Source organism: Microbacterium hydrocarbonoxydans (assembly GCF_000956475.1).
Taxonomy (GTDB): domain Bacteria; phylum Actinomycetota; class Actinomycetes; order Actinomycetales; family Microbacteriaceae; genus Microbacterium; species Microbacterium hydrocarbonoxydans_A.
Map to the genome: position 1 here is coordinate 71,276 of NZ_JYJB01000008.1, position 20,701 is coordinate 91,976.

The 20,701-nt window shown below is 69.9% G+C and carries 19 protein-coding genes; 8 read left to right on the forward strand and 11 right to left on the reverse strand.

Annotated features, from left to right (window positions below; genetic code table 11):
- The first annotated feature begins 3 nt into the window (after nucleotides 1–3).
- Entirely contained in the window at nucleotides 4–813 is an 810-nt protein-coding gene (locus tag RS84_RS07075; RefSeq protein ID WP_045257091.1) for a Cof-type HAD-IIB family hydrolase, read from the forward strand.
- Here the strand turns inward: RS84_RS07075 and RS84_RS07080 are convergent.
- The 6 genes from RS84_RS07080 to RS84_RS07105 all read right to left on the reverse strand — a co-directional run bounded on the left by RS84_RS07080 (nucleotide 804) and on the right by RS84_RS07105 (nucleotide 6,448).
- Nucleotides 804–1,172 (reverse strand): DUF6984 family protein, encoded by a 369-nt coding sequence (locus tag RS84_RS07080; protein WP_045257092.1) that lies wholly within the window; start codon nucleotides 1,170–1,172, stop codon nucleotides 804–806. The genes RS84_RS07075 and RS84_RS07080 overlap by 10 nt on opposite strands.
- A 49-nt stretch (nucleotides 1,173–1,221) precedes the next feature.
- Nucleotides 1,222–3,189: a collagen binding domain-containing protein gene (locus RS84_RS07085; protein WP_160298167.1), complete on the reverse strand. Its 1,968-nt coding sequence runs from the start codon at nucleotides 3,187–3,189 to the stop codon at nucleotides 1,222–1,224.
- Between the two features lie 232 nt (nucleotides 3,190–3,421).
- Nucleotides 3,422–4,045 carry a dihydrofolate reductase family protein gene (locus RS84_RS07090; protein ID WP_045257094.1) on the reverse strand — a complete coding sequence of 208 codons (624 nt, stop codon included), beginning with the start codon at nucleotides 4,043–4,045 and terminating at the stop codon, nucleotides 3,422–3,424.
- Nucleotides 4,042–4,731, reverse strand: a complete 690-nt coding sequence (locus RS84_RS07095; protein WP_045257095.1) for a winged helix-turn-helix transcriptional regulator — start codon at nucleotides 4,729–4,731, stop codon at nucleotides 4,042–4,044. Before RS84_RS07095 ends, RS84_RS07090 begins: the two co-directional genes overlap by 4 nt.
- Before the next feature lies 1 nt (nucleotide 4,732).
- A complete protein-coding gene (locus RS84_RS07100) occupies nucleotides 4,733–5,158 on the reverse strand; it encodes a VOC family protein (protein ID WP_200891993.1) in 426 nt (141 codons plus the stop codon).
- Between the two features lie 135 nt (nucleotides 5,159–5,293).
- Nucleotides 5,294–6,448 carry an MFS transporter gene (locus tag RS84_RS07105; RefSeq protein WP_235281416.1) on the reverse strand — a complete coding sequence of 385 codons (1,155 nt, stop codon included), beginning with the start codon at nucleotides 6,446–6,448 and terminating at the stop codon, nucleotides 5,294–5,296.
- 100 nt (nucleotides 6,449–6,548) lie between these two features.
- Between RS84_RS07105 and RS84_RS07110 the strand changes: the two genes are divergently transcribed.
- From RS84_RS07110 to RS84_RS07135, 6 genes are all read left to right on the forward strand, one after another.
- Nucleotides 6,549–7,787 carry a sensor histidine kinase gene (locus RS84_RS07110; RefSeq protein ID WP_045257097.1) on the forward strand — a complete coding sequence of 413 codons (1,239 nt, stop codon included), beginning with the start codon at nucleotides 6,549–6,551 and terminating at the stop codon, nucleotides 7,785–7,787.
- A complete protein-coding gene (locus RS84_RS07115; protein WP_045257098.1) occupies nucleotides 7,784–8,491 on the forward strand; it encodes a response regulator in 708 nt (235 codons plus the stop codon). Before RS84_RS07110 ends, RS84_RS07115 begins: the two co-directional genes overlap by 4 nt.
- Nucleotides 8,492–8,526: 35 nt before the next feature.
- A complete protein-coding gene (locus RS84_RS07120) occupies nucleotides 8,527–9,708 on the forward strand; it encodes a benzoate/H(+) symporter BenE family transporter (RefSeq protein ID WP_045257099.1) in 1,182 nt (393 codons plus the stop codon).
- Between the two features lie 9 nt (nucleotides 9,709–9,717).
- Nucleotides 9,718–10,869 carry a hypothetical protein gene (locus RS84_RS07125; protein ID WP_045257100.1) on the forward strand — a complete coding sequence of 384 codons (1,152 nt, stop codon included), beginning with the start codon at nucleotides 9,718–9,720 and terminating at the stop codon, nucleotides 10,867–10,869.
- Between the two features lie 111 nt (nucleotides 10,870–10,980).
- Nucleotides 10,981–11,877 carry an ABC transporter ATP-binding protein gene (locus tag RS84_RS07130; RefSeq protein ID WP_045257101.1) on the forward strand — a complete coding sequence of 299 codons (897 nt, stop codon included), beginning with the start codon at nucleotides 10,981–10,983 and terminating at the stop codon, nucleotides 11,875–11,877.
- Nucleotides 11,874–12,944 carry an ABC transporter permease gene (locus tag RS84_RS07135; RefSeq protein WP_045257102.1) on the forward strand — a complete coding sequence of 357 codons (1,071 nt, stop codon included), beginning with the start codon at nucleotides 11,874–11,876 and terminating at the stop codon, nucleotides 12,942–12,944. The genes RS84_RS07130 and RS84_RS07135 overlap by 4 nt, the downstream gene beginning before the upstream one ends.
- Nucleotides 12,945–13,087: 143 nt before the next feature.
- Here the strand turns inward: RS84_RS07135 and RS84_RS07140 are convergent, their stop codons facing one another.
- On the reverse strand, nucleotides 13,088–16,528 hold the full coding sequence (locus tag RS84_RS07140) for a bifunctional proline dehydrogenase/L-glutamate gamma-semialdehyde dehydrogenase (protein WP_045257103.1): 3,441 nt from the start codon (nucleotides 16,526–16,528) through the stop codon (nucleotides 13,088–13,090).
- Nucleotides 16,529–16,669: 141 nt separating this feature from the next.
- Between RS84_RS07140 and RS84_RS07145 the strand changes: the two genes are divergently transcribed.
- Nucleotides 16,670–17,575: a LysR family transcriptional regulator gene (locus RS84_RS07145; protein WP_045257104.1), complete on the forward strand. Its 906-nt coding sequence runs from the start codon at nucleotides 16,670–16,672 to the stop codon at nucleotides 17,573–17,575.
- Here the strand turns inward: RS84_RS07145 and RS84_RS07150 are convergent.
- Genes RS84_RS07150 through RS84_RS07165 form a run of 4 tightly spaced genes read right to left on the reverse strand, consistent with a single transcriptional unit; the run spans nucleotide 17,520 to nucleotide 20,633 of the window.
- Entirely contained in the window at nucleotides 17,520–18,506 is a 987-nt protein-coding gene (locus RS84_RS07150) for a carbohydrate kinase family protein (protein ID WP_045257105.1), read from the reverse strand. The genes RS84_RS07145 and RS84_RS07150 overlap by 56 nt on opposite strands.
- Nucleotides 18,503–18,808 (reverse strand): putative quinol monooxygenase, encoded by a 306-nt coding sequence (locus tag RS84_RS07155; protein ID WP_045257106.1) that lies wholly within the window; start codon nucleotides 18,806–18,808, stop codon nucleotides 18,503–18,505. The genes RS84_RS07150 and RS84_RS07155 overlap by 4 nt, the downstream gene beginning before the upstream one ends.
- Nucleotides 18,805–19,605: an ATP-binding cassette domain-containing protein gene (locus RS84_RS07160; protein WP_045257107.1), complete on the reverse strand. Its 801-nt coding sequence runs from the start codon at nucleotides 19,603–19,605 to the stop codon at nucleotides 18,805–18,807. Before RS84_RS07160 ends, RS84_RS07155 begins: the two co-directional genes overlap by 4 nt.
- Nucleotides 19,602–20,633 (reverse strand): ABC transporter permease, encoded by a 1,032-nt coding sequence (locus RS84_RS07165; protein ID WP_192625259.1) that lies wholly within the window; start codon nucleotides 20,631–20,633, stop codon nucleotides 19,602–19,604. Before RS84_RS07165 ends, RS84_RS07160 begins: the two co-directional genes overlap by 4 nt.
- Nucleotides 20,634–20,701 lie beyond the last annotated feature (68 nt).

Below are 20,701 nucleotides of genomic sequence, written 5' to 3' on the forward strand. Positions count from 1 at the left end.
GAAATGCGCCTGATCGCCACCGATCTCGACGGCACGCTTCTCGACTCGGCATCCGCCGTGACCCCCCGTACCCGCCGAGCTCTCGACGCCGCCCGCGCCCATGGCGTCCACGTCGTCCCCGTGACGGCGCGCCAGCCGATCGGCCTGCGCGCGATCGCCGCCGAGGCCGGCTTCACCGATTGGGCCCTCTGCGGCAACGGCGCGTACGCCACGAATCTCTTCGATGGACGGCTGCTGTTCGCCGAAGAACTGCCACCCGAGACCATCCGCGCTCTCGCCGAGGCGCTGCGCGCCAGCATCCCGGGGCTCCTGTTCGCCAGCGTGCGGGAGGGCGGAGAGACCTTCGTCGCCGAACACGGGTACGCCGAGATCGCCGACTATGCCGACCACAAGCGCCATCCGCACTCCATGGGCGGCGTGCCGATCGACGACGTGCTGGCGGCACCGACACTCAAGCTCGTGATCCGGCATCCCGAGCTCGCACCTACCGTCCTCTTCGAGAGGCTGCAAGAGCTCGAGCTGGCAGGCTTCGAAGCGACGCTGTCGGGTGCTCCGTTCGTCGAGGTGATGGCGGAGGGCGTGACGAAGGCCACGGGCCTCGCGCGACTGTGCGAGCACCTGGGCGTCTCACAGTCCGACGTCGTCGCGTTCGGTGACGCCCTCAATGACGTCGAGATGCTGCGCTGGGCGGGCCACGGCGTCGCGATGTCAGGTTCCGCCGACGTCGTGCTCGACGCCGCCGACGAGGTCGCCGCATCGAACGACGACGACGGGGTCGCCCGAGTCATCGAGCGGATGCTGGCTCAGGCCTGATCGAAGTCCAGCTCAGCCTGATCGGCCGGTCTGCTCATGATTGGCCCTGAATCCTCTCGCAAGACCTCGAGCTCGTCGAGGTAGCCGTCCACCACGTGCAGGAGCAGATGCACCCGTACCCGGTCTCGATCGACGTAACTTGCCTCGACGGGGATTCGCCGGCCGACCGCAGCGCGCACCGATGAGCGCGTGGAGAGTCGGAGGCTCCCATCAGCATCGATCTCCGCGAGCGTGATCGTCCGAAGCTGCTCCCGGAGCTCGGCACTGCCAGGGAACTCCCTGGCGAGAAGGCGCTCCAGAAGAGCTGCCTCTTCGGCGCGGATCTCCCGAAAGCCCTCACGGCTGCGTCCGGCGCACATGCGTTACTCCGCCGAGCGCACTTCGTCACAAGACCTGTTCACTCAGGCGTCATGCCTTCGCAGCCCGACGACGCAGCAGCACCCCTCCGCACAGCGCGAGGAAGAGACCGGCGACCAGGATGCCGCCAGGGGCCTCAGCCCCGGTGCTCGCAAGTCCGGTGGCCGCCGCACCCCGAGAAGGCGGAGTCGACGCGGATCCGGACCCGCTTCCCGTACCCGTCGCTGCCGTGACCTGCAACGCGATGCTCGCCTCGATGGCGGACTCCGCGCCGAGCGCGACGAGCGTGTGCGAACCGGCGGGCACCGTGGCGGGGATGCGCAGAGACCCGCTCAGCCTTCCGTCACCGTCAGCGATGAGGGAGCCGAGCGCGATCGGGTCCGAATGCAGCTCGAATGCGACGACCTCGCCGGGTGTGAAGTTCGCGCCGGTCACGGCGATCTCGCCTCCAGCGGTCACCGAACCAGCGGCGACAGAGATGCGAGGCGTCGGAGCCGGGCAGTCGGTCGTGAGAGTCACGTCGACACCATGGAGCACGTCGCCGGCAGCAAGGTCGACGGACTCTGCATCACCGATCTCGCTTACCTCCCCGAGGAACTGGGTGCAGAAGCCTTCCGCCTCGACGCCGATCGTGTAGGTGCCCGCGGGCAGCGGGCCGCCCTCGGTCGGGAATGCCGGATCCATGTTGCCGAACCCGTACTCGCCGTCCGTATAGACGGTCGCCGCGGCGCGCCACGAGCCATTGCTCCACAGGTAGGCAGTCACGGCAACTCCCCCGTCAGGAAGATCTGCACCTTCCGCCGCCACCACTCCTCGAATGTCTCCGCCTCGAGACAGATCGAAGTCGATGCCAGTGGTGTCCGCGTCGGAACCGAGATCCACGGGAGTCGCCTCCGAGATCGTGTCCGCCGCGTCGTAGAACTGAGTCGCGTAGATCGGGTTATAGGTTTCACCCCGCGCGCTGACCATGTAGGAACCTGCCGGGAGCACGAGCTCATAGGCGCCTTCGCCGTTCGCATAGGCCATTCCGACGAGCTGTCCTTCAGACCACGCCTCGACGATCGCATCTCCAAGAGGAACACCCCCGGCGAGCACGCTCCCCGAAATCGCCGTGCCGCGTTCGAGTTCCGCGTTCAACGTCAATGGCTGTCCAGCGAGCACCATGACCGGAGTCGCATCAGCCTCATCGCGCGCGTTCTGCCAGTACTCGGAGAAGGCCCTCGGATCGTAGCTCACGAACTGCACCGTGTAGGTTCCGGGGGCGACGTCCAGCGAGTACGCGCCGTCAGCACCGATCGGTGCTGTCGAGGCGCCCGAGTCGCCTTGTACCCACACAGAACCGACAGCGGCGGCTCCGTCAGGCGACGTCGTCACGTGGCCGGAGATGTTCACCGATGCGACCAATGAGGCGTCGATGCCGGAGCTCTCGTGTCCGGCCGCCACGGTGACGCGCGTGGCAGCCCACTGCTGATGCGCACCGTCCCAGTACTCGTCCGACAGAGAAGCGTCAGGGCCGTCGAAGCCGATGACGTAGTTGCCCGGTGCGAGCCCTGTGATGCGGTAGAAGCCGTCAGGGTCGGTGAACGCCATTCGTTGACCTCCCACGAGCGAGTCCGGCATCGCCGAGACCCTCGCCCAACTGACCGCCGACCCGTCACTCTCGCGGGTGACCCGTCCGGTGATCACGCCGCCTTCTTGCAGGCTGGCGTCGATGCCGGAGAACGTCTCTCCGCCCGTGACCGTGATCAGCTGGGCGGTGTCACCCGTCATGGCGCCGTCCCAGAATTCCGAGATGAGACCGGTTCCGGTCGGCTCTGTGGAGAAGCGGACGGTGTACTGTCCGGGCTCGAGGCCCGCCACGGAGTAGTCGCCGTTCGCGTCGGTGATGTCCGTGCCGTTATGGGCGAAGTCGGTGCTGTTGACGAAGACCGTCACGCTTCCCACCGGCGCCCCGCCGTCTTCCCGCGTGACGTGTCCCGAGATCGTGGCGGTGGGCGTCTCCTCGGCAGCGGCAGACACTGCACCCGTGAGTGCGAGGGCCAAAGAACCCGTCCCGGCGAGCAGCATCCTCAGGAGCGCACTCCTCTTCGTCCGTCGTGACAGCATCGTCGGGTCCCCCTCAGGACTCGGGGCGCATCGCGCCGATCAGCAATCCGCCCGCCGACCTGGGTCGCAACGTGCCGTCCGAATCTATTGGGAAATCCACAGGAAAGGAATAGTCGAAACCAAAGAGATATTCCGGTGGTCTGAGCTACTCCCCCATCGTCCCCGTGCGCACCTCCCCCGACACCGGCGCATACCGCAGCAGCAGCGTTCCGCCGTCGCCCGACTCGGCGTGCAGCAGCTTCATGCTCGCGGGCGCCGCTCCGTCGGGGAAGACCTTGCGGCCCTGACCCAGCACGACCGGGTACACCCACAGCTGCAGCTCGTCGTACAGCCGCTCGGCGAGCAGGGTCTGCACGAAGTCGACGCTGCCGATCACGTGCACGTCCTGGTGCTTCTCGCGCAGCTGGGCGATCTCGGCCGCCAGATCGTCGCCGATCCGAGTGCTCCCCTGCCAGTCGAGCTGGATGTCGGCATCCCGCGAAGCGACGTACTTCGGCACCCGGTCGAACAGCTGACCGATGAAGCCTTCGGGACCGGTCGTGTGCTGGGGCCAGTATCCGGCGAAGATGTCGTACGTGCGGCGCCCGAGCAGCAGGGCATCGAGCGTCTCCATGCCCGCAGTCACGCTTCGCATGACGGCTTCGCTCGGGTACCCGGCCTGCCAGCCGCCGTATGGGAACCCGTCTCTGGTGTCCTCCTCGGGCCCGCCGGGGGCCTGGGCGACTCCGTCGAGGGTGGTGAACAGATCGATGATGATGCGTCCGGTCATGATGAGACTCCTTGCACTGTGAGCGGTGCGATGTGGAATGTGCGGGCGAAGTCGTCGAGCACCGAGACATCGCCGCGCACCACGGCGAGCACGTCCTGCTCGAGAGCTTCGGCGGGGGTGAGCTCCCCCGAGATCAGACGGCGGATGCCGGGACCGGCGACGATGACAGCATCCGCTTCTGCCTCGGATCCTTCGTCTCGTCGCTGCGCTCCTCCCACCCGCGCGACCGACAACCTCCCGTCGCGCACCGAGGCCCGCAGCGCCACGTCGCCGACGTGCACCTCGTACTCGGCATCCGCCGCGGCATCCGCCTGGAAGGCTGTGCGCAACGCCATCGTGAGCGAATCCGGGGTGACGATATCCCCCTCGCCGGGGTCTCCCATCGTCTGGAACCCCCACCGTCCGAGTGCGAGGATGACCGGCTCGAGAGCGCGGCCGTAGTCGGTCAGCTCGTAGACGAGCCCGCAGTTGTGCAGCGGCACCCGCCGCACGACTCCGGCCTCCTGCAGCTCTTTGAGCCTGGTCGAGAGGATGTTGGTCGGGATGCGCGGCAGGCCCTGTTTGAGGTCGGTGTAGCGTCGCGGCCCGACGAGCAGGTCGCGGACGATGAGCAGCGCCCATCGCTCGCCGATCAGCTCGACCGCCGTCGTCACACCGCAGTACTGGCCGTAGCTGCGCGCCGCCATGTCAGTGCGCTTCGACGTGCTCCGGACCGTTCTCCGCGGCCTCGGGGGTCATGTACAGGAACCCGAGCGAGTTGCCGTCGGGGTCGTCGATGTCGCGCGAGTACATGAATCCGTAGTCCTGCGCGGGCTTGGGCTCGGTACCGCCTGCGGCGAGGGCCTTCTCGACGATCGCATCGACGTCCTCACGCGAGTCCTGCGCGAACGACACCGAGACCTGCACGACCTGATTCGGGTCGGCGATCGGCTTGTCGGTGAACGTCGCGAAGAACTCGGTCTTCAAGATCATGAAGTAGATGTCGTCGCTCCACACGACGCACGCGGCGTTCTCATCCGTGAACAGCGGATTGATGTCGCAGCCGATCGCCGTGTAGAACGCCTTGCTGCGCTCGAGGTCGCTGGTGGGCAGGTTGACGAAGACCTTGGTCATGATGACTCCCTTGTCGATGGACCGGCGGATGTCGACCCGTTGGAGCTAGCTTGTTAAAAACAAGCAACTCTGTCAAGGGTGATCTGTGCACGCCCGCTGCGGCGCCCGGAAGGATGCTCGGCCCGAGCGAGAACGTCAGCGCCGCCGCAGGCCGAGCAGCGCGAGGCCGCCGGCCCCGAGGGTCAGCGCCGCGACCACGGCGAGGCCCAGACCGGGAACGGATGCCGTCGCCACAGCGCCGGCCACGAGCGGGCCGCCCGCATCGCCCAGTTCACGTCCCAGCTCCGCGCTGCCCATGGTTCGGCCCATGCGATCGGCCGGGGTGGATGCCGCGAGGTGCGAGAACGCGACCGGCGTCGCGGCCCCTACGCCGGCACCGATGAGGACGGCTGCTGCCACGAGTGACACCGGGTGATCGACGGCCGCGACCAGCCCGATGCCCACGGCGATGAGCGCGAGACCTCCGACGGCGCCCAGGCGGACGGACACGCGACCCCGGTCGTTCGCCGCCCCGACCAGCGGCTGCACGACGGAGGACACCACGGCGAGCACCGTCACGATGGCCATGCTGCCGACGGTGCCGAGGCCGATCTGGCGTCCGAGCAGCGGCAGGAAGCCGACCGCGACAGCGAGGCCGCCGGTGGTCGCGGCGAGCACGAGCGTCGGCACGAGGAACCCGGGTGCGATCAGTTCGCGACCGAGGTCGACGAGCGTGACGCGCTTGCGCGGGAGCACCGGCACGGCGGGCACGGCGAATGCCACCCAGGCCGCGGCCGCGACGCCCAGCACCGCGAGAGCCCAGAACAGCGCCGGCATCCCTCCCCACACCACCAGCACAGCCCCGAGCAGCGGGCCGAGGGCGTAGCCGAGGCTCTTCCACGAGCCGTAGCGACCGAAGTAGCGACCGCGCGAGGAGTCGTCGACCAGCCGCGCGACCGCTGCGCTGGACGCGGGTGAGAAGGCGGATGCCGCGGCGCCCTGCCCGAACCGGGCGACCACGAGCGCGGTCATCCCCGGCACGACCGCCCCCACGACCGAGAACGCCGTGAACGCGAGCAGACCGCCGACGATCACCGGGCGCACCCCGATGCGATCGCTGAGCGCCCCGAACAGCGGCTTCAGGAGCACCTCGGCCAGGTCGTACAGCGCGAGTGTGAAGCCGAATGCGAGCAGGGTCCACCCGATGTCCTCGCTCTCGGCGCCGAGGGCCGCGGCGATGCCGTGCGCACCGAATGCCGTCGTGAAGCCGGCGAGGTAGAGCGGGGCGAGGCGGGGGCGCGCAGAGGTCACGCTCGATTCTCCCAGAGAAGATCGGAGTGACCGCGGCGAGGGGCGGCATCCGCCGCGAGGGGGATGCCGCAGCATCCGCCTCCGCCCTACCGTGGAGGGCATGCCCTTCTCGCGCACCCCCTCCGCTCGCGACCACCGCGCCGACCTGATCCTCGCAGGCGTGCTGCTGGTCGGCGCCGTGCTCAGCGCCGCGCTCTCGTCGATCGCCCAGGTGTACGGCGATGAGGCTCGCGAGCTGTGGACCGCCCTGATCTACGCCGTGTTCATCTCGGTGCCCCTCGCCGCCCGCCGCCGCTGGCCCGGCATGGTCGCGATCGTCGTGTCGCTCGCCTACTTCGCCGCCGTCTCGCTGAAGGTGCCCGAGATCTTCGTCGGCAACATCGCGATGTTCGTCGCCCTGTACACGGTCGGCGCCTGGATGAACGACCGCCGCCGCGCCATGATCGTGCGGATCGGGATCATCATCGGCATGTTCGTGTGGCTCATCATCACGATGTACCGCGATGCGATCACCGAGGCCGACAAGGCCGACGTCGCCGCCGGCCTCTTCTCGCCCTACATCGCCTACATGCTGATCCAGCTGCTGCTGAACGTCCTCTACTTCGGCGGGGCGTACTACTTCGGCGATCGCGCCTGGGCCGCGGCGAGCGAACGTGCCGTGCTCGAGGAGCGCACCGTCGAGCTGGAGCGCGAGCGCGAGGTCACGGCCGCACAGGCGGTCGCGCTCGACCGCGTGCGCATCGCGCGCGAGCTGCACGACGTCGTCGCCCACCACGTGTCGGTGATGGGAGTGCAGGCGGGGGCGGCCAGGCTCGTGATCGAGCAGGACCCGGAGGGCGCGCGCCAGATGCTCACGGGCATCGAGACCTCGGCACGTGAGGCGATCCGCGAGCTGCACCAGCTGCTCGAGACCCTGCGCACACCCGGTGGTGAGACGACCGAGGCCGCGTCCACGCTGGGTCTCGACGACATCGCCGAGCTCGCGGCGTCGTCGACCGAGGCCGGACTGCCCGCCGACTACGCGGTGATCGGCGACCCCGTGCCGGTGCCGCCGATGATCGCGGTCAACCTCTACCGCATCGCGCAGGAGTCGCTCACGAACGCACGCCGGCATGCGGGAGCGGGCGCCACCGCCGATGTGCGCGTGCGGTACGACGACGAGGGCGTCGAACTCGAGATCGTGAACACAGGACGCAGCGTCGCGAACCTCCGCCCCGGCCTCGGCCAGCTCGGCATGCGCGAGCGGGCGGCCGCGTCGGGCGGCACCCTCGAGGTGACGCCGCGCGCCAGTGGCGGCCTGCGCGTGCGCGCCCGGGTTCCCCTGGAGGCGAGCGCGTGATCCGGGTGCTCCTGGTCGACGACCACGCCATGCTGCGGGCGGGATTCCGCACGATCCTCGAGAGCCAGCCCGACATCGCCGTGGTGGGCGAGGCTGGAACGGGCGCAGAGGCCACCGTGCTCGCGTCGACCCTGCGGCCCGACGTCATCACGATGGACGTGCAGATGCCCGACATGGACGGCATCGAGGCGACCCGCCGCATCGTCGCCGACCCGGAGGTCGCCGCCGCCATCGCGATCGTGACGACGTTCGATCGCGACGACTACCTCTTCCAGGCTCTGGATGCCGGGGCCGCCGGATTCCTCCTGAAGAACGCCGGACCGGAAGACCTCATCACCGCTGTCCGTGCGCTCGCCGCGGGCGATGGGATGCTCTCGCCCGAGGTGACGCGGCGGGTGCTCGCCCGGTTCGCAGCTCCCGCTGGGCCGGCCGCGCAGGCCGCCCCGGCCTCCGCCGCCTCCCCGGCCTCCGCCCTCTCTCCCGCTCCGCGACCCGCGCCCGTGACGCTGGCCGAGCCCCTCACCGACCGCGAGGCTGAGGTGCTCGTGCTGCTCGCCGACGCCCGCAGCAATGCCGAGATCGCGACCGCGCTGTTCATCGGAGAGGCGACGGTGAAGACGCACGTGTCGAGGATCCTGCAGAAGCTGGGCGCCCGAGACCGCGTGCAGGCCGTCGTGACGGCGCACCGGATGGGGCTCGCGTAGGCGACGAGCCGATTCGCACCAGTACCCTCGGAACCATGCCCGAGGCCGCACCGCTGACACGTCCGATCATGGCCGGCGTCGTGACGGCGCTGGTCGGCTTCACGAGCTCCTTCGCGGTCGTGCTCACGGGCCTCTCCGCCGTCGGCGCGACGCCGAGCCAGTCCGCGAGCGGCCTGCTCGCGGTGAGTCTCACGATGGGTGCCGCCTGCGTGGTGCTCGCCTGGCGGTATCGGATGCCGATCACCTCCGCCTGGTCGACTCCGGGCGCCGCCCTGCTCGCCGCGACGGGCGCGGTCGAAGGAGGATGGCCGGCCGCGGTCGGGGCCTTCCTGATCACCGGCGCCCTGATCCTGCTGACCGCGCTGTGGCCGGCCCTCGGCGCACTGATCGCCCGCATCCCGCCGTCGATCGCACAGGCGATGCTCGCGGGCGTGCTGCTGCCGCTGTGCCTCGCCCCGATTACGGGACTCGTCGAGAATCCGTGGGGCGTGGTGCCGGTCGTGCTGACCTGGCTGGTGTTCGCGCGGCTCGCGCCGCGCTGGGCGGTGCCGCTCGCGTTCGTCGCGGCATCCGTCGTCGTCGCGATCTCCCTCATCCAGGCAGGTTCCGCGGTCGACCCCGCGCTGCTCGTTCCGCGGGTCGAGCTGACGGCGCCGACGTTCACCCTGGGCGCCGCGGTGGGCATCGCGCTGCCGCTGTTCATCGTCACCATGGCCTCGCAGAACGTGCCGGGCATCGCCATCATGCGCAGCTTCGGGTACGAGGTCCCGTGGCGGCCGGCGATGCTGGTCACCGGATTGGGCACCGCGATCGGGGCCCCCGCGGGCGGACACGCGATCAACCTCGCCGCCATCAGCGCCGCCCTCGCCGCGGCGCCCGACGCCGACCCAGACCCCGAACGGCGCTGGGTCGCGGGCGTCTCCACGGGCATCTCGTACCTCGTGCTCGGCGGCTGCTCGGCGGCCTTCGCCGCCCTGGTGCTGCTGGCGCCGCACGCCGTCATCCCTGCGGTCGCGGGTCTCGCCCTGTTCGGCGCGTTCGGCTCGGCCGTGCAGCAGGCGATCGACGACCCCGGCGAGCGCCTGCCGGCTGTGGCGACTTTTCTCGTCGCAGCATCCGGCGTCGCCGTCCTGGGAGTGAGCGCCGCTTTCTGGGCCCTCGTCGCCGGCCTTCTCGTGCGGGCCGTGCTGCACACCGGAAAGCGCCCGCGGCGTTAGCGTGGAACTGTGAGCGCTCCAGGATTCTTCGACGCCAGGCCTCTCGTCGATCCCGTCGACAGCGCCGAGGTCGCGCGCTTCGCGCGAGAGCAGCGCGGGGCAGGGGCGTCGGCATCTCAGGTGATCGCGTGGGTGATCCTCGCGATCGTGGTGGTGCTCTTCATCGTTCCGATCGTCTACGTGATGGCGATGGGACTCGGGTACGCGATCGCGCGGGGCGCCGGCGTCGCCGTCGCCGCTCTGCTCGCCACCGTGTTCACGGGCGGGCTCGTCGCTCTCGGCGTCATCGCGGTGCAGCGGGCCAGGGCCGCTCGGGCGCTGGCCTCATACCGGCTCGCGAGCTTCGCGGCCGCGAACTCGATGCAGTACTTCGCGCGGTTCGACGCCCCGCCCCTGCCGGGCATGATCTACTCCCACGGCACGAGCCGCATGTCGACCGACGTCGTGCGGGGCACCTCGCCGCGCTTCGTCGAGTTCGGGAACTACCAGTACACGACCAGCAACGGCGAGAACTCGACCACCCACCGCTGGGGGTACGTCGCCATCAAGCTCGACGTGCCGCTGCCGCACATCGTGCTCGACGCGCTGAGCGACAACACCCTCGGCTCCGACGTCGCAGCCGGCTACTCCCGTGAACAGCGGCTGTCGCTCGAGGGCGACTTCGACAGGTACTTCTCGCTGTTCTGCCCCTCGGGCTATGAGGTCGACGCTCTCTACCTGTTCACCCCCGACGTCATGGCGCGCTTCATCGACAGCCTCGCGCAGCTCAACGTCGAGATCGTCGACGACTGGATGTTCTTCTACACCCGACGGCCCGTGTCGACGCTGGACCCTGCGACCTGGTCGTGGCTCTTCGGCGCGGTCGCGGCGATGATGACGAAGCTCGACCAGTGGGCGCGGTGGCGCGACGACCGGCTGCGTACCCTCGCCCAGCCTGCCGCTGCGGCGGCAGGGGCCGCGGCTGCGGGTCCGGCATCCGCCCTGCCCTTCGCCCCGCCCACCGCGCTGCTCACCCCGCCGCCTCCCGGCGTCGCCCCGCCGGGGCGACGGCTGCGCACGCGGAGCCCGTGGCTGATCATCGCGATCCTGGTGGCCGTCGTCGGCGGAATGGCTCTGCTGCCGTTCGCGCTCGGCATCGTGGCTGTGCTCTTCTCGCGCTGATCCGCCGCCAGGGGGACTCCGCACCAATCCGCCGTGCGGAGGATGCCCCGCCCTGTGCGCCGGTCATAGCGTGAGGTCATGCGTTGTACTGAGCGGACGGAGTGAGCCGAAGTGACCACAGGAAAGCTCGAACTGAGCGGCATCACCAAGAGCTACGGCGCGCGGCGCGTGCTCGACGACGTCTCGTTCCAGGTCGCCCCCGGGCGCCTCACGGGCTTCGTCGGCGGAAACGGCGCCGGCAAGACCACGACCATGCGGATCGTGCTCGGCCTGCTCTCGGCCGACGGCGGGCGGGTGGAGCTCGACGGCTCACCACTCACCGCCGAGGACCGCAGGCACTTCGGCTACATGCCCGAGGAACGCGGTCTGTACCCGAAGATGAAGGTGCTCGAGCAGATCGTCTACCTCGCGCGGCTGCACGGATTCAGCAAGACGGATGCCGCGGCTCGCGCCACCGCCCTGCTCACCGAGCTCGGGCTCGACGCCCGTCTGAACGACACGATCGAGTCGCTCTCGCTCGGAAACCAGCAGCGCGCGCAGGTCGCGGCCTCGCTCGTGCACGACCCCGAGGTGCTGATCCTCGACGAGCCGTTCTCGGGTCTCGACCCGCTCGCGGTCGATGTGGTCGCCGGCGTCCTGCAGGCGAGCGCCGCGAAGGGCGCGGCGATCCTGTTCTCCTCGCACCAGCTCGACGTCGTCGAGCGGCTCTGCGACGACCTCGTGATCCTGGCAGGCGGCACGATCCGGGCGGCGGGTTCCCGCGACGCGCTGCGCGCCGAGCACGCCGGCGACCGGTACGAGCTCGTCTCGGCCGGAGACGCCGGCTGGCTGCGCACGGAGCCCGGCATCACGGTCCTCGATTTCGAAGGCGGCTACGCCCTGTTCGAAGCCGAGAGCGCTGAGACCGCGCAGCGCGTGCTGCGCGCCGCGGTCGACCGCGGCGACGTCGCGAGCTTCGCCCCCAAGCATCCGTCCCTCGCGCAGATCTTCAAGGAGGTCATCCAGTGAACCCTTCATCCGCGATCTGGCTCGTCGCCGAGCGCGAGATCGGCTCGAAGCTGCGCAGCAAGACGTTCCTGATCTCCACCGGCATCCTGCTGCTCATCGCGCTCGCCGGCATCCTGATCGGCGGATTCACGAGCAAGAACCCCGAGGCCACAACGGTCGCTGTGACCTCGCAGACGATCGCCGCCGTCGAGGCGCTGCCGAACGTCGAGGTCACCGAGGTCGCCGACCGAGGAGAAGCCGAGAAGCTCGTGCGCTCGGAGGACGTGGAGGCGGCCGTGCTGCCCGATGACGGCCCGCTCGGCTACACCGTGATCGCCCTCATGGACGCTCCCGGCGACATCGTGAGCGGACTGTCGGTCTCGCCGTCGGTCGAGATCCTGGATCCCGCCACCACGAATCCCCTGCTTCGGTACTTCATCGCGATCGGCTTCGGCCTGGTGTTCTTCATGGCCGCGTCGACGTTCGGCGCCACCATCGCGCAGAGCGTCGTCGAGGAGAAGCAGACCCGCGTCGTCGAGGTGCTGCTGTCGTCGATCTCGGCCCGCACGCTGCTGGCAGGCAAGGTGATCGGCAACACGGTGCTGGCGATGGCGCAGATCGTCGCTCTCGCCGCGATCGCCACGGTCGGGCTCATCGTCATGGGTCAGAACGAGGTGCTCGCAGGTCTCGGGGCGCCGATCATCTGGTTCACGGTCTTCTTCCTGTTCGGGTTCGTGCTGCTGGCCGCCCTCTATGCCGCAGCCGCCTCGATGGTGTCGCGCATGGAGGACATCGGATCGACCACGACGCCGATCATGATGCTCGTGATGGCGCCGTACTTCCTGGTGATCTTCTTCAACGACAACCCGCTCGTGCTGACGATCATGTCGTACGTGCCGTTCTCGGCCCCGGTCGGGATGCCGATGCGCCTGTTCGTCGGAGAGGCGCAGTGGTGGGAGCCGCTGGTCTCGCTGGCGATCCTGCTCGCGTCGTGCGTGGCCGCGATCATGGTCGGAGCGAAGATCTACGAGAACTCGCTGCTGCGCATGGGTACGAAGGTCAAGCTCGCCGAGGCGCTGCGCGGCTGAGGCGATCACGCCCGGCACGCGGCGCGCTCACGGCCGGGTTGCGCGCCGACGCCCCACCCAGCTGACGACGCCCCACCTCACGGACGTCCGCGAGGTGGGGCGTCGTCGCGCAGGTGGGGCGCCGGCACCGTCTGGAGATGGGATCAGATCACGCCGTCGGCCAGGTTCGTCGGGTTGCCGAAGCGGTGGTTGGTGATCGAGACGGCCTGCTCGTGCAGGAACGGCAGCATCTCGACGCGACCGGCTCCGGTCACGGCGTGCGACCAGACCGCGACGTCGGGAATGCCGCCGAGCGCCTGGAACAGCGGCGCCGGGTCGCCGCCGACGAGACGAACCCGCCGCCAAGTGTGCGCGGCCTTCGACTGCGCCTTCGCGAAGCGCTTGACCCAGGCGGCGTCCTTCTCGTGCGTGACGTCGACGCCGGCCGCGCGCAGCGCCTTCTCGACAGGCGAAGGCAGCGCGGGCGCCGAGACCGTGAACGGGCTGCCGCTGCGCAGGGCGGCGGCGAGGACGCGGATGCCGTCGACGAGAGGCGCGCGCTCCGCGATGCGCACGTCGACCTCGGTCGGCCGGTACCGGAACACGTTGCGCTCGACTCCCAGGCCCGACTTGTCGCTGGTGATGCCGAACTCGCTCGTCCAGGCCTGCTCGTCGGACGCGGCCGCACGGCGCAGCCACTCGGATTCGACCGGGTCGAGCGCACCGTCGGCGGCGGAGAGCAGCCGGGCGATCGGGGCCGAGATCGCGGCCCCCGGTGCCGCGGCGGGCAGCTCGGCGGGCTGCCACTCTCCCAGGCCGAGCAGATAGTTCGGGCCGCCGGCCTTGGCCCCCGCACCCACGGCCGAGCGCTTCCACCCGCCGAAGGGCTGGCGCTGCACGATGGCACCGGTGATCCCGCGGTTCACGTAGAGGTTGCCGGCCTCGACACGGTCGAGCCAGGTGGCGACCTCGTCGGAGTCCAGCGAGTGGATGCCGGCGGTGAGGCCGTAGTCCACGGCGTTCTGCAGACGGATGGCCTCGTCGAGGTCCTTCGCGCGCATCACGCCGAGCACGGGGCCGAAGAACTCGGTCATGTGCGTGGTCGAGCCGGGCGCGACGCCGGTCTTCACGCCCGGCGTCCACTGCCGGCCCTCTTCGTCGAGCTTCTTGGGCTCGACGAGCCAGCGCTCTCCCCTGTCGAGAGTCGTGAGCGCCTTCAGCAGCTTGCCGTTCGCCGGTTCGATGATCGGCCCCATCTGCGTGGCGGGGTCGCTCGGCACGCCGACGCGCATCGAGGTGACGGCATCCACCAGCTGACGCTCGAACCTCTTCGAGTCGGCGACCGAGCCGACGAGGATCGCGAGGGATGCCGCCGAGCACTTCTGCCCCGCATGGCCGAAGGCGCTGCGCGCCACGTCGGCGGCTGCAAGGTCGAGGTCGGCCGAGGGCGTCACGATGATCGCGTTCTTGCCGCTGGTCTCGGCGAGCAGAGGCAGATCCGCGCGGAACGACCGGAACAGCTGCGCGGTCTCGTAGGCGCCGGTGAGGATCACCCGGTCGACGACGGGGCTCGAGACGAGCTGCGTGCCGAGATCGCGCGAGGCGAGGTCGACGAGGACGAGCAGGTCGCGCGGCACGCCGGCGGCCCACAGCGCCTCGACCATCACGGCGCCGCAGCGCTGGGTGAGCTTGGCCGGCTTGATCACCGCCGCCGATCCCGACGCGAGCGCGGCGAGCACGCCGCCTGCGGGGATCGCCACGGGGAAGTTCCACGGCGGGGTGACGACCGTGACCTTCGACGGCACGAACTCCGCGCCGGTGATCTTCTCGAGATCGAGGGCGCGCTCGGCGTAGTAGTTCGCGAAGTCGATGGCCTCGGAGATCTCGGGGTCGGCCTCGGCGATCGTCTTGCCCGCCTCGTGAGCCATGATCTCGATGAGCTGCCCTCGACGTGCTGCCAGCTCGGCCCCGGCGCGATGCAGCACGGCGGCGCGATCCGCGGCGGGGAGCGCAGCCCACTTCTCGGCGGCGGCGGACGCTGCGGCGAACACCTCGTCGAGCTGCGCGGCCGTCTCGATACGAGCGGCGGCGATCGCTCCCTCGCCGAGCGTGGAGTTCACGCTGCGGCGCAGGATCTCGCGGCCCCAGGCGCGGTTCGCGGCGAGGGCCGGATCGGTGTCCGGCTCGTTGTGGAAGCCCGTCACGGTGCGGGCCTGCTCGTCCGCGCGGTTCTGCACACGGTTCGGAGCCGGCACAGAGCGGTCGCGCTCGAGACCGGCGAGTGAGCGCTCGAAGCGCTCGCGCTCGCGCGTCAGCAGAGCGGGGTTCGAGGCGAGCTCGAACACGGCCGACATGAAGTTCTCAGGGCTCGCGTTCTCCTCCAGCCGGCGCACGAGGTAGGCGATCGCGACGTCGAACTCCGCCGGGTTCACGACCGGCGTGTAGAGGAGCAGGCGGCCCACGTCCTTGCGGACGGCCTCGGCTTGACCTGTGGCCATGCCGAGCAGCATCTCGTACTCCACGAAGGACTCGACGCCGCGCGCCTTCGCGAGCAGCCAGGTGTACGCGATGTCGAACAGGTTGTGTCCTGCGACGCCGATGCGCACGGCATCCAGCCGCTCGGGGGTCATCGCCCAGTCGAGCACGCGCTTGTAGTTCGTGTCGGAGTCCTGCTTGCTGGAGTAGGTCGCGAGCGGCCAGTCGTGGATCTTCGAGTCGACCTCCTCCATCGCGAGGTTCGCGCCCTTGACCACACGCACCTTGATGGGCGCCCCGCCGGCAGCCCGCCGGGCAGCGGCCCACTCCTGCAGGTGCTGCATCGCGCCGAGCGCATCGGGAAGGTACGCCTGCAGCACGATGCCGGCCTCGAGCTTCTCGAGCCCCGGCTGGTCGAGGATGCTGGTGAACGCCGCGATCGTCAGGTCGAGGTCGCGGTACTCCTCCATGTCGAGGTTGATGAACTTCGGGGTCGGCGACGCCGCCGCCAGCTCGTACAGCGGAGTGAGCTTGGCGACCACGTCGGCGACGGCCTCGTCGAACGACCACATCGACAGCTGGCTGACGACGCTCGACACCTTGATCGAGACGTAGTCGACATCATCGCGGGCGAGGAAGTCGTAGGTCCCCTTGAGGCGCCGGCCGGCCTCGCGCTCGCCCAGCACTGCCTCGCCCAGGAGGTTCAGGTTCAGCCGGTTGCCGCTCTTGCGGAGCTTCGCGATCGCGGGCCCGAGCTTCGCGGGCGTGGCGTCGAGCACGAGGTGGCCCACCATCGCGCGCAGCACGCGGCGCGAGATCGGCACGACGACGCCGGGGAGCTTCGGCGCCCAGAAGCCGCCGGTCTTGATCGCTGCGCGCAGGTAGCCGGGCAGGAGGGTCGGGGTGATCTCTGAGAGCTCGGCCAGCTTGCGTCCTGCGACGGAGAGGTCTTCTGGCCGCATCACGCCGTCGACGAAGCCGACGGTGAAGTCGAGCCCGTTGGGGTCTTTCAGCACCTCGGAGAGACGCTGCGCTGCGGGCTCGACGGGGTACGTCTCGCTCTCCTTCAGCCAGCGCTGCACGAGGGCGGCGACCTCTTCGGTACGCGGGGTGGTGTCGACGACAGACATTGGCGGGGAACCTTCCACAGACAGGGCGCACGCCCGGGGTCCGCGTGCGTCTGGTTCATTGTCCGACCCGCGAGTAGGCTACGTCTATCAACCGATCTGCATGATTTCTGTTCGGTTAGAGTGAACAATCGGAAGGATCGGATGCTCGACGTCAACCGCTTGCGGATGCTCGTCGAACTGAGCCGTCGCGGCACCCTCTCCGCGGTCGCCGACGCCCTGTCCTACAGCAAGGCGACGGTGTCTCAGCAGCTCAGCGCGCTCGAGCGCGAAGTCGGGGCTCCGCTGCTGCGGCGCGTGGGTCGCGGCGTGCAGTTCACTCCGCAGGGCAACGTCCTCGTGGAGCAGGCCATCGGCATCCTCGACCAGCTCGAGCACGCCCAGGTCGCCGTCGCCGAATCGCTCACCGAGGTCACCGGCACCGTGCGGATCGCCGTCTTCCAGACCGCGGCTCACGCGCTGCTTCCGCCGGCCCTTCTGGCTCTCCAGGCGCAGCATCCGGCCCTCCGCGTCGACGTCACCGAGAGCGACCCCGAGACCAGCCTGGTCGGGGTCGCGAGCCGCGACTTCGATCTCATGCTCGCCGAGCAGTATCCGGGTCGGACCCGGCCGATCAACGCGGACCTCGACCGGGTCGTGCTCACGCATGACGCGATCATGCTCGCCCGCACGCCCGGCGCGGAGAAGGCGGATGCCGCGGCCGCGCTCTGGGCGACGAGGAGCGAGCCCTGGGTGCTGGAGCCGGCGGGCACGGCGTCTCGCGCCTGGGCCGAGCAGCTGTGCCGCACCTCCGGGTTCGAGCCCGACGTGCACTTCGAGGTCGCCGACCTCACCACGCACATCCGCCTGATCAGGGCCGGGCTCGCAGTCGGACTGCTGCCCGAGCTCGTGTGGGCGGGAGACGCCCCCACGGTCGATCTCACCCCGCTGCCAGGGGCGCCCCGCCGGGAGATCTTCTCGTCCGCGCGGCGCGTATCGGCGGCCGCCCCCTCGATCAGGGCTGTTCGGCGTGCGCTCGCGGATGCGGCATCCGTGATCCTGCCCGGCTGACCTCCGCGGCGGTGACCACCACCTCGTCGAGCCGAGGCGGATCCGCGCCGGGGCGCGAGACCGTCACAGCCGCTGCCGCCGCGCCGAACTCGAGCATCTCGCGCAGATGCTGCTCCTCGATGCCGCGCAGCGGCTCGCGGGATGCCGCACCGGAGAGACCGGCCTCGTGCAGCGAGTGGATCAGGGCGCTCATGAACGTGTCGCCCGCGCCGACCGTGTCGACGACGTCGACGCTGTGCCCGTCCACGAACACCGTCCCGGTGGCGGTGACCGCGCACGCGCCGTCGCCGCCGCGCGTCACCACCACGACAGCGGGGCCGGACCGCTGCAGCCGCCGGGCCACGTCGAGCGGGTCGGCGCCCGGATACAGCCAGGCGAGGTCCTCATCACTCGCCTTGACGACGTCTGCGAGTGCGACGAGCGCCTCGACCTCGCGCACGGCTCGAGCGCGGTCGGGAACCAGAGCCGGGCGGATGTTCGGGTCGTAGCTGATCAGCGCGATGGGACGAAGGCTCTCGAGCAGGGCGCGTACCGTGTCAGCCCCGGGGTGCAGCAGCGCCGCCACCGACCCGACGTGCACGACCCCCGGGCTCTCGGCCGCAACCGCATGCGGATCGAGTCCCTCCAGCGTCCAGGTGAGATCGAACTCGTACTCGGCCGATCCGTCGGCGCTCAGCCGAGCGGATGCCGTCGAGGTGCGCTCCGCGCCGGCCAGGAGCAGCTCGACCCCCGACGCCTCCAGCCACGACCTCACGGTGCGGCCGCGCGGGTCATCGCCGAGCTGGGTCAGCAGCAGCGGCTCCTCCCCCAGCCGCGCGAGCGCGATGGCGACGTTCGCGGGGCTGCCGCCTGGCGTCTCCTCGATCCGCCCGGCATCCCGGTGAACGATGTCGACCAGGGCCTCCCCGATCACGAGCACGTCACGGCTCACGTGCGACGCACCGGCGTGAGGAAGCTGAGCACGCTGTGCGGCTCGACGATCAGCGGCTGCAGCCGGGCGTTGAAGGCGCGGCCTGCCTCGCCGCCGAGATGCTCCTCGAAGGCCGCCTGATCACGATAGACCTCGAACACGACGAACCGGTGGTCGTCCTCCCGGCGCCGGTACACCTCGAAGACCTGGTTGCCGGGCTCGGCGCGGACGACATCGGCGTAATCGCCGATCAGCCCCGCCACCGTGTCCGCGGCGCCGGGCACGGCCGTGAACTCCGCATACAGCGCGACCTGCTCGCTCATACGGTCGCCGCTCCCGTCATGATCGCGACGGCATCCGTCATCGAGTGCGAGTCGGGAGTGATCGTCGCGGCCTTCTTGCCCAGTCGCTGCACGTGGATGCGATCGGCGACCTGGAAGACGTGCGGCATGTTGTGCGAGATGACGATCACGGGAACGCGCTGCTCGCGCAGCCGCTGGATCAGCTCGAGCACCTGGTTCGACTCGCGCACGCCGAGCGCCGCCGTGGGCTCGTCGAGGATGACGACCTTCGAGCCGAACGCGGCCGCACGCGCCACCGCGACCGCCTGACGCTGACCGCCCGACAGGTTCTCGACCGGCACCGTGACATCCTGCAGTGTGGAGATGCCCAGTCGCTGCACCTCGGCGCGGGCGTCGGCCCGCATGCCCTTGGTGTCCAGCGCCCGGAACAGCGAGCCCATGATGCCGGGCTTGCGCCGCTCGCGACCCAGGTAGAGGTTCGAGGCGACGTCGAGCGCAGGCGAGACGGCGAGATTCTGATAGACGGTCTCGATGCCCGCGCTGCGGGCATCCTGCGGCCCGCGGAACTGCACAGGAGCGCCGTCGAGCAGCAGCTGCCCCTCGTCGGGGATGTACGCGCCGGTGAGGCACTTGATGAGCGTCGACTTGCCGGCGCCGTTGTCGCCGATGATGGCGAGCACCTCTCCGGGGAAGACCTTGAGGCTGACGCCGTCGAGACCGACCACGCGGCCGAAGGTCTTGACGAGGCGCTTGGCCTCGAGCACGGGGACGCCCTCGGGCGTCGGAGCCTCGAAGGGCTGGGTGTCGGTGGCGCTCACTTGCGTACCTTCCTGATCCACTGGTCGATGGCGACCGCGACGATGACGAGGATGCCGATCGCGAGGGTCTGGTAGAGACCGTCGACTCCGGCGAGGAACAGACCGTTGCGGAACACGCCGACGATGATCGCTCCCAGCAGGGTCCCCCAGATGATGCCGCGGCCGCCGAACAGCGACGTGCCGCCGATCACCACGGCGGTGATCGAGTCGAGGTTCAGATCTGCACCGGCGTTGGGGCTCGCCGCCCCCGAGCGGCCGATCTGAATCCACGCGGCGACGGCGAGCACTGCGCCGGCGGCCACGTAGACGCTCATGAGCACCTTCTTGGTCGAGATGCCCGCCAGGCGAGCCGCCTCGGCGTCGTCGCCGACCGCGTAGACGTGCCTGCCCCACGCGGTGCGGCCGAGGACGTAGGCGACCACGAGGTACAGCGCGAGCATGATGATGACGCCCACAGTGAGCCGCACGTCTCCGAGCGGGAGGGCGGTCGCGGTCCAGGTGAGGAGCTCGGGCATGTCCGCCTTGCGGATCGTCTGGCCGCCGCTGTAGAGCAGCGTCAGAGCGATGAAGACGTTGAACGTGCCCAGCGTCGCGATGAACGGGGGCAGCTTGACCCTGGTCACGAGAAGTCCGTTGAGCGCGCCGGCGGCGAGCGCGGCGATCAGGCCGGCCAGGAGCGCGATCGGAGCAGGCAGGCCGTTGTTCGCCGCGGTCTGCGCCATCACCATCGACGTGCCGATCATGAGGGCGCCGACGGAGAGGTCGATGCCCGCGGTGAGGATGATGAGGGTCTGCGCGATCGCGACGGTGCCGACGACGGCGACCTGGTCGAGCACGAGCGAGAGGTTCGCCGCCGCGAAGAAGCGCGGGTTGATGATGCCGAAGACGATGACGGCGATCACCAGAACCACTGCGGGGCTGATGGCCGGATATCGGTGGAGCAGGCCGCGGATGCGGTCGACCGGCGTGCGCCGATCGAGGAACTCGGCGGCGAGGTCCAGGGTCGAGGTGGCTGCTTGCTGAGTCACGGGGTCACTTCCGATCAGGGTTGGACGGATGCCGCGACCGGAACGGGTCGACGGCCGCGGCATCCGAG

Bases quoted from the DNA above. Each gene is read 5' to 3' on its own strand.
- RS84_RS07080 (WP_045257092.1), bottom strand. From the start codon at position 1,172: ATGTGCGCCGGACGCAGCCGTGAGGGCTTTCGGGAGATCCGCGCCGAA.
- RS84_RS07095 (WP_045257095.1), bottom strand. From the start codon at position 4,731: ATGGCGGCGCGCAGCTACGGCCAGTACTGCGGTGTGACGACGGCGGTC.
- RS84_RS07145 (WP_045257104.1), top strand. From the start codon at position 16,670: ATGCTCGACGTCAACCGCTTGCGGATGCTCGTCGAACTGAGCCGTCGC.
- RS84_RS07090 (WP_045257094.1), bottom strand. From the start codon at position 4,045: ATGACCGGACGCATCATCATCGATCTGTTCACCACCCTCGACGGAGTC.
- RS84_RS07155 (WP_045257106.1), bottom strand. From the start codon at position 18,808: ATGAGCGAGCAGGTCGCGCTGTATGCGGAGTTCACGGCCGTGCCCGGC.
- RS84_RS07100 (WP_200891993.1), bottom strand. From the start codon at position 5,158: ATGACCAAGGTCTTCGTCAACCTGCCCACCAGCGACCTCGAGCGCAGC.
- RS84_RS07075 (WP_045257091.1), top strand. From the start codon at position 4: ATGCGCCTGATCGCCACCGATCTCGACGGCACGCTTCTCGACTCGGCA.
- RS84_RS07140 (WP_045257103.1), bottom strand. From the start codon at position 16,528: ATGTCTGTCGTCGACACCACCCCGCGTACCGAAGAGGTCGCCGCCCTC.
- RS84_RS07120 (WP_045257099.1), top strand. From the start codon at position 8,527: ATGCCCGAGGCCGCACCGCTGACACGTCCGATCATGGCCGGCGTCGTG.
- RS84_RS07110 (WP_045257097.1), top strand. From the start codon at position 6,549: ATGCCCTTCTCGCGCACCCCCTCCGCTCGCGACCACCGCGCCGACCTG.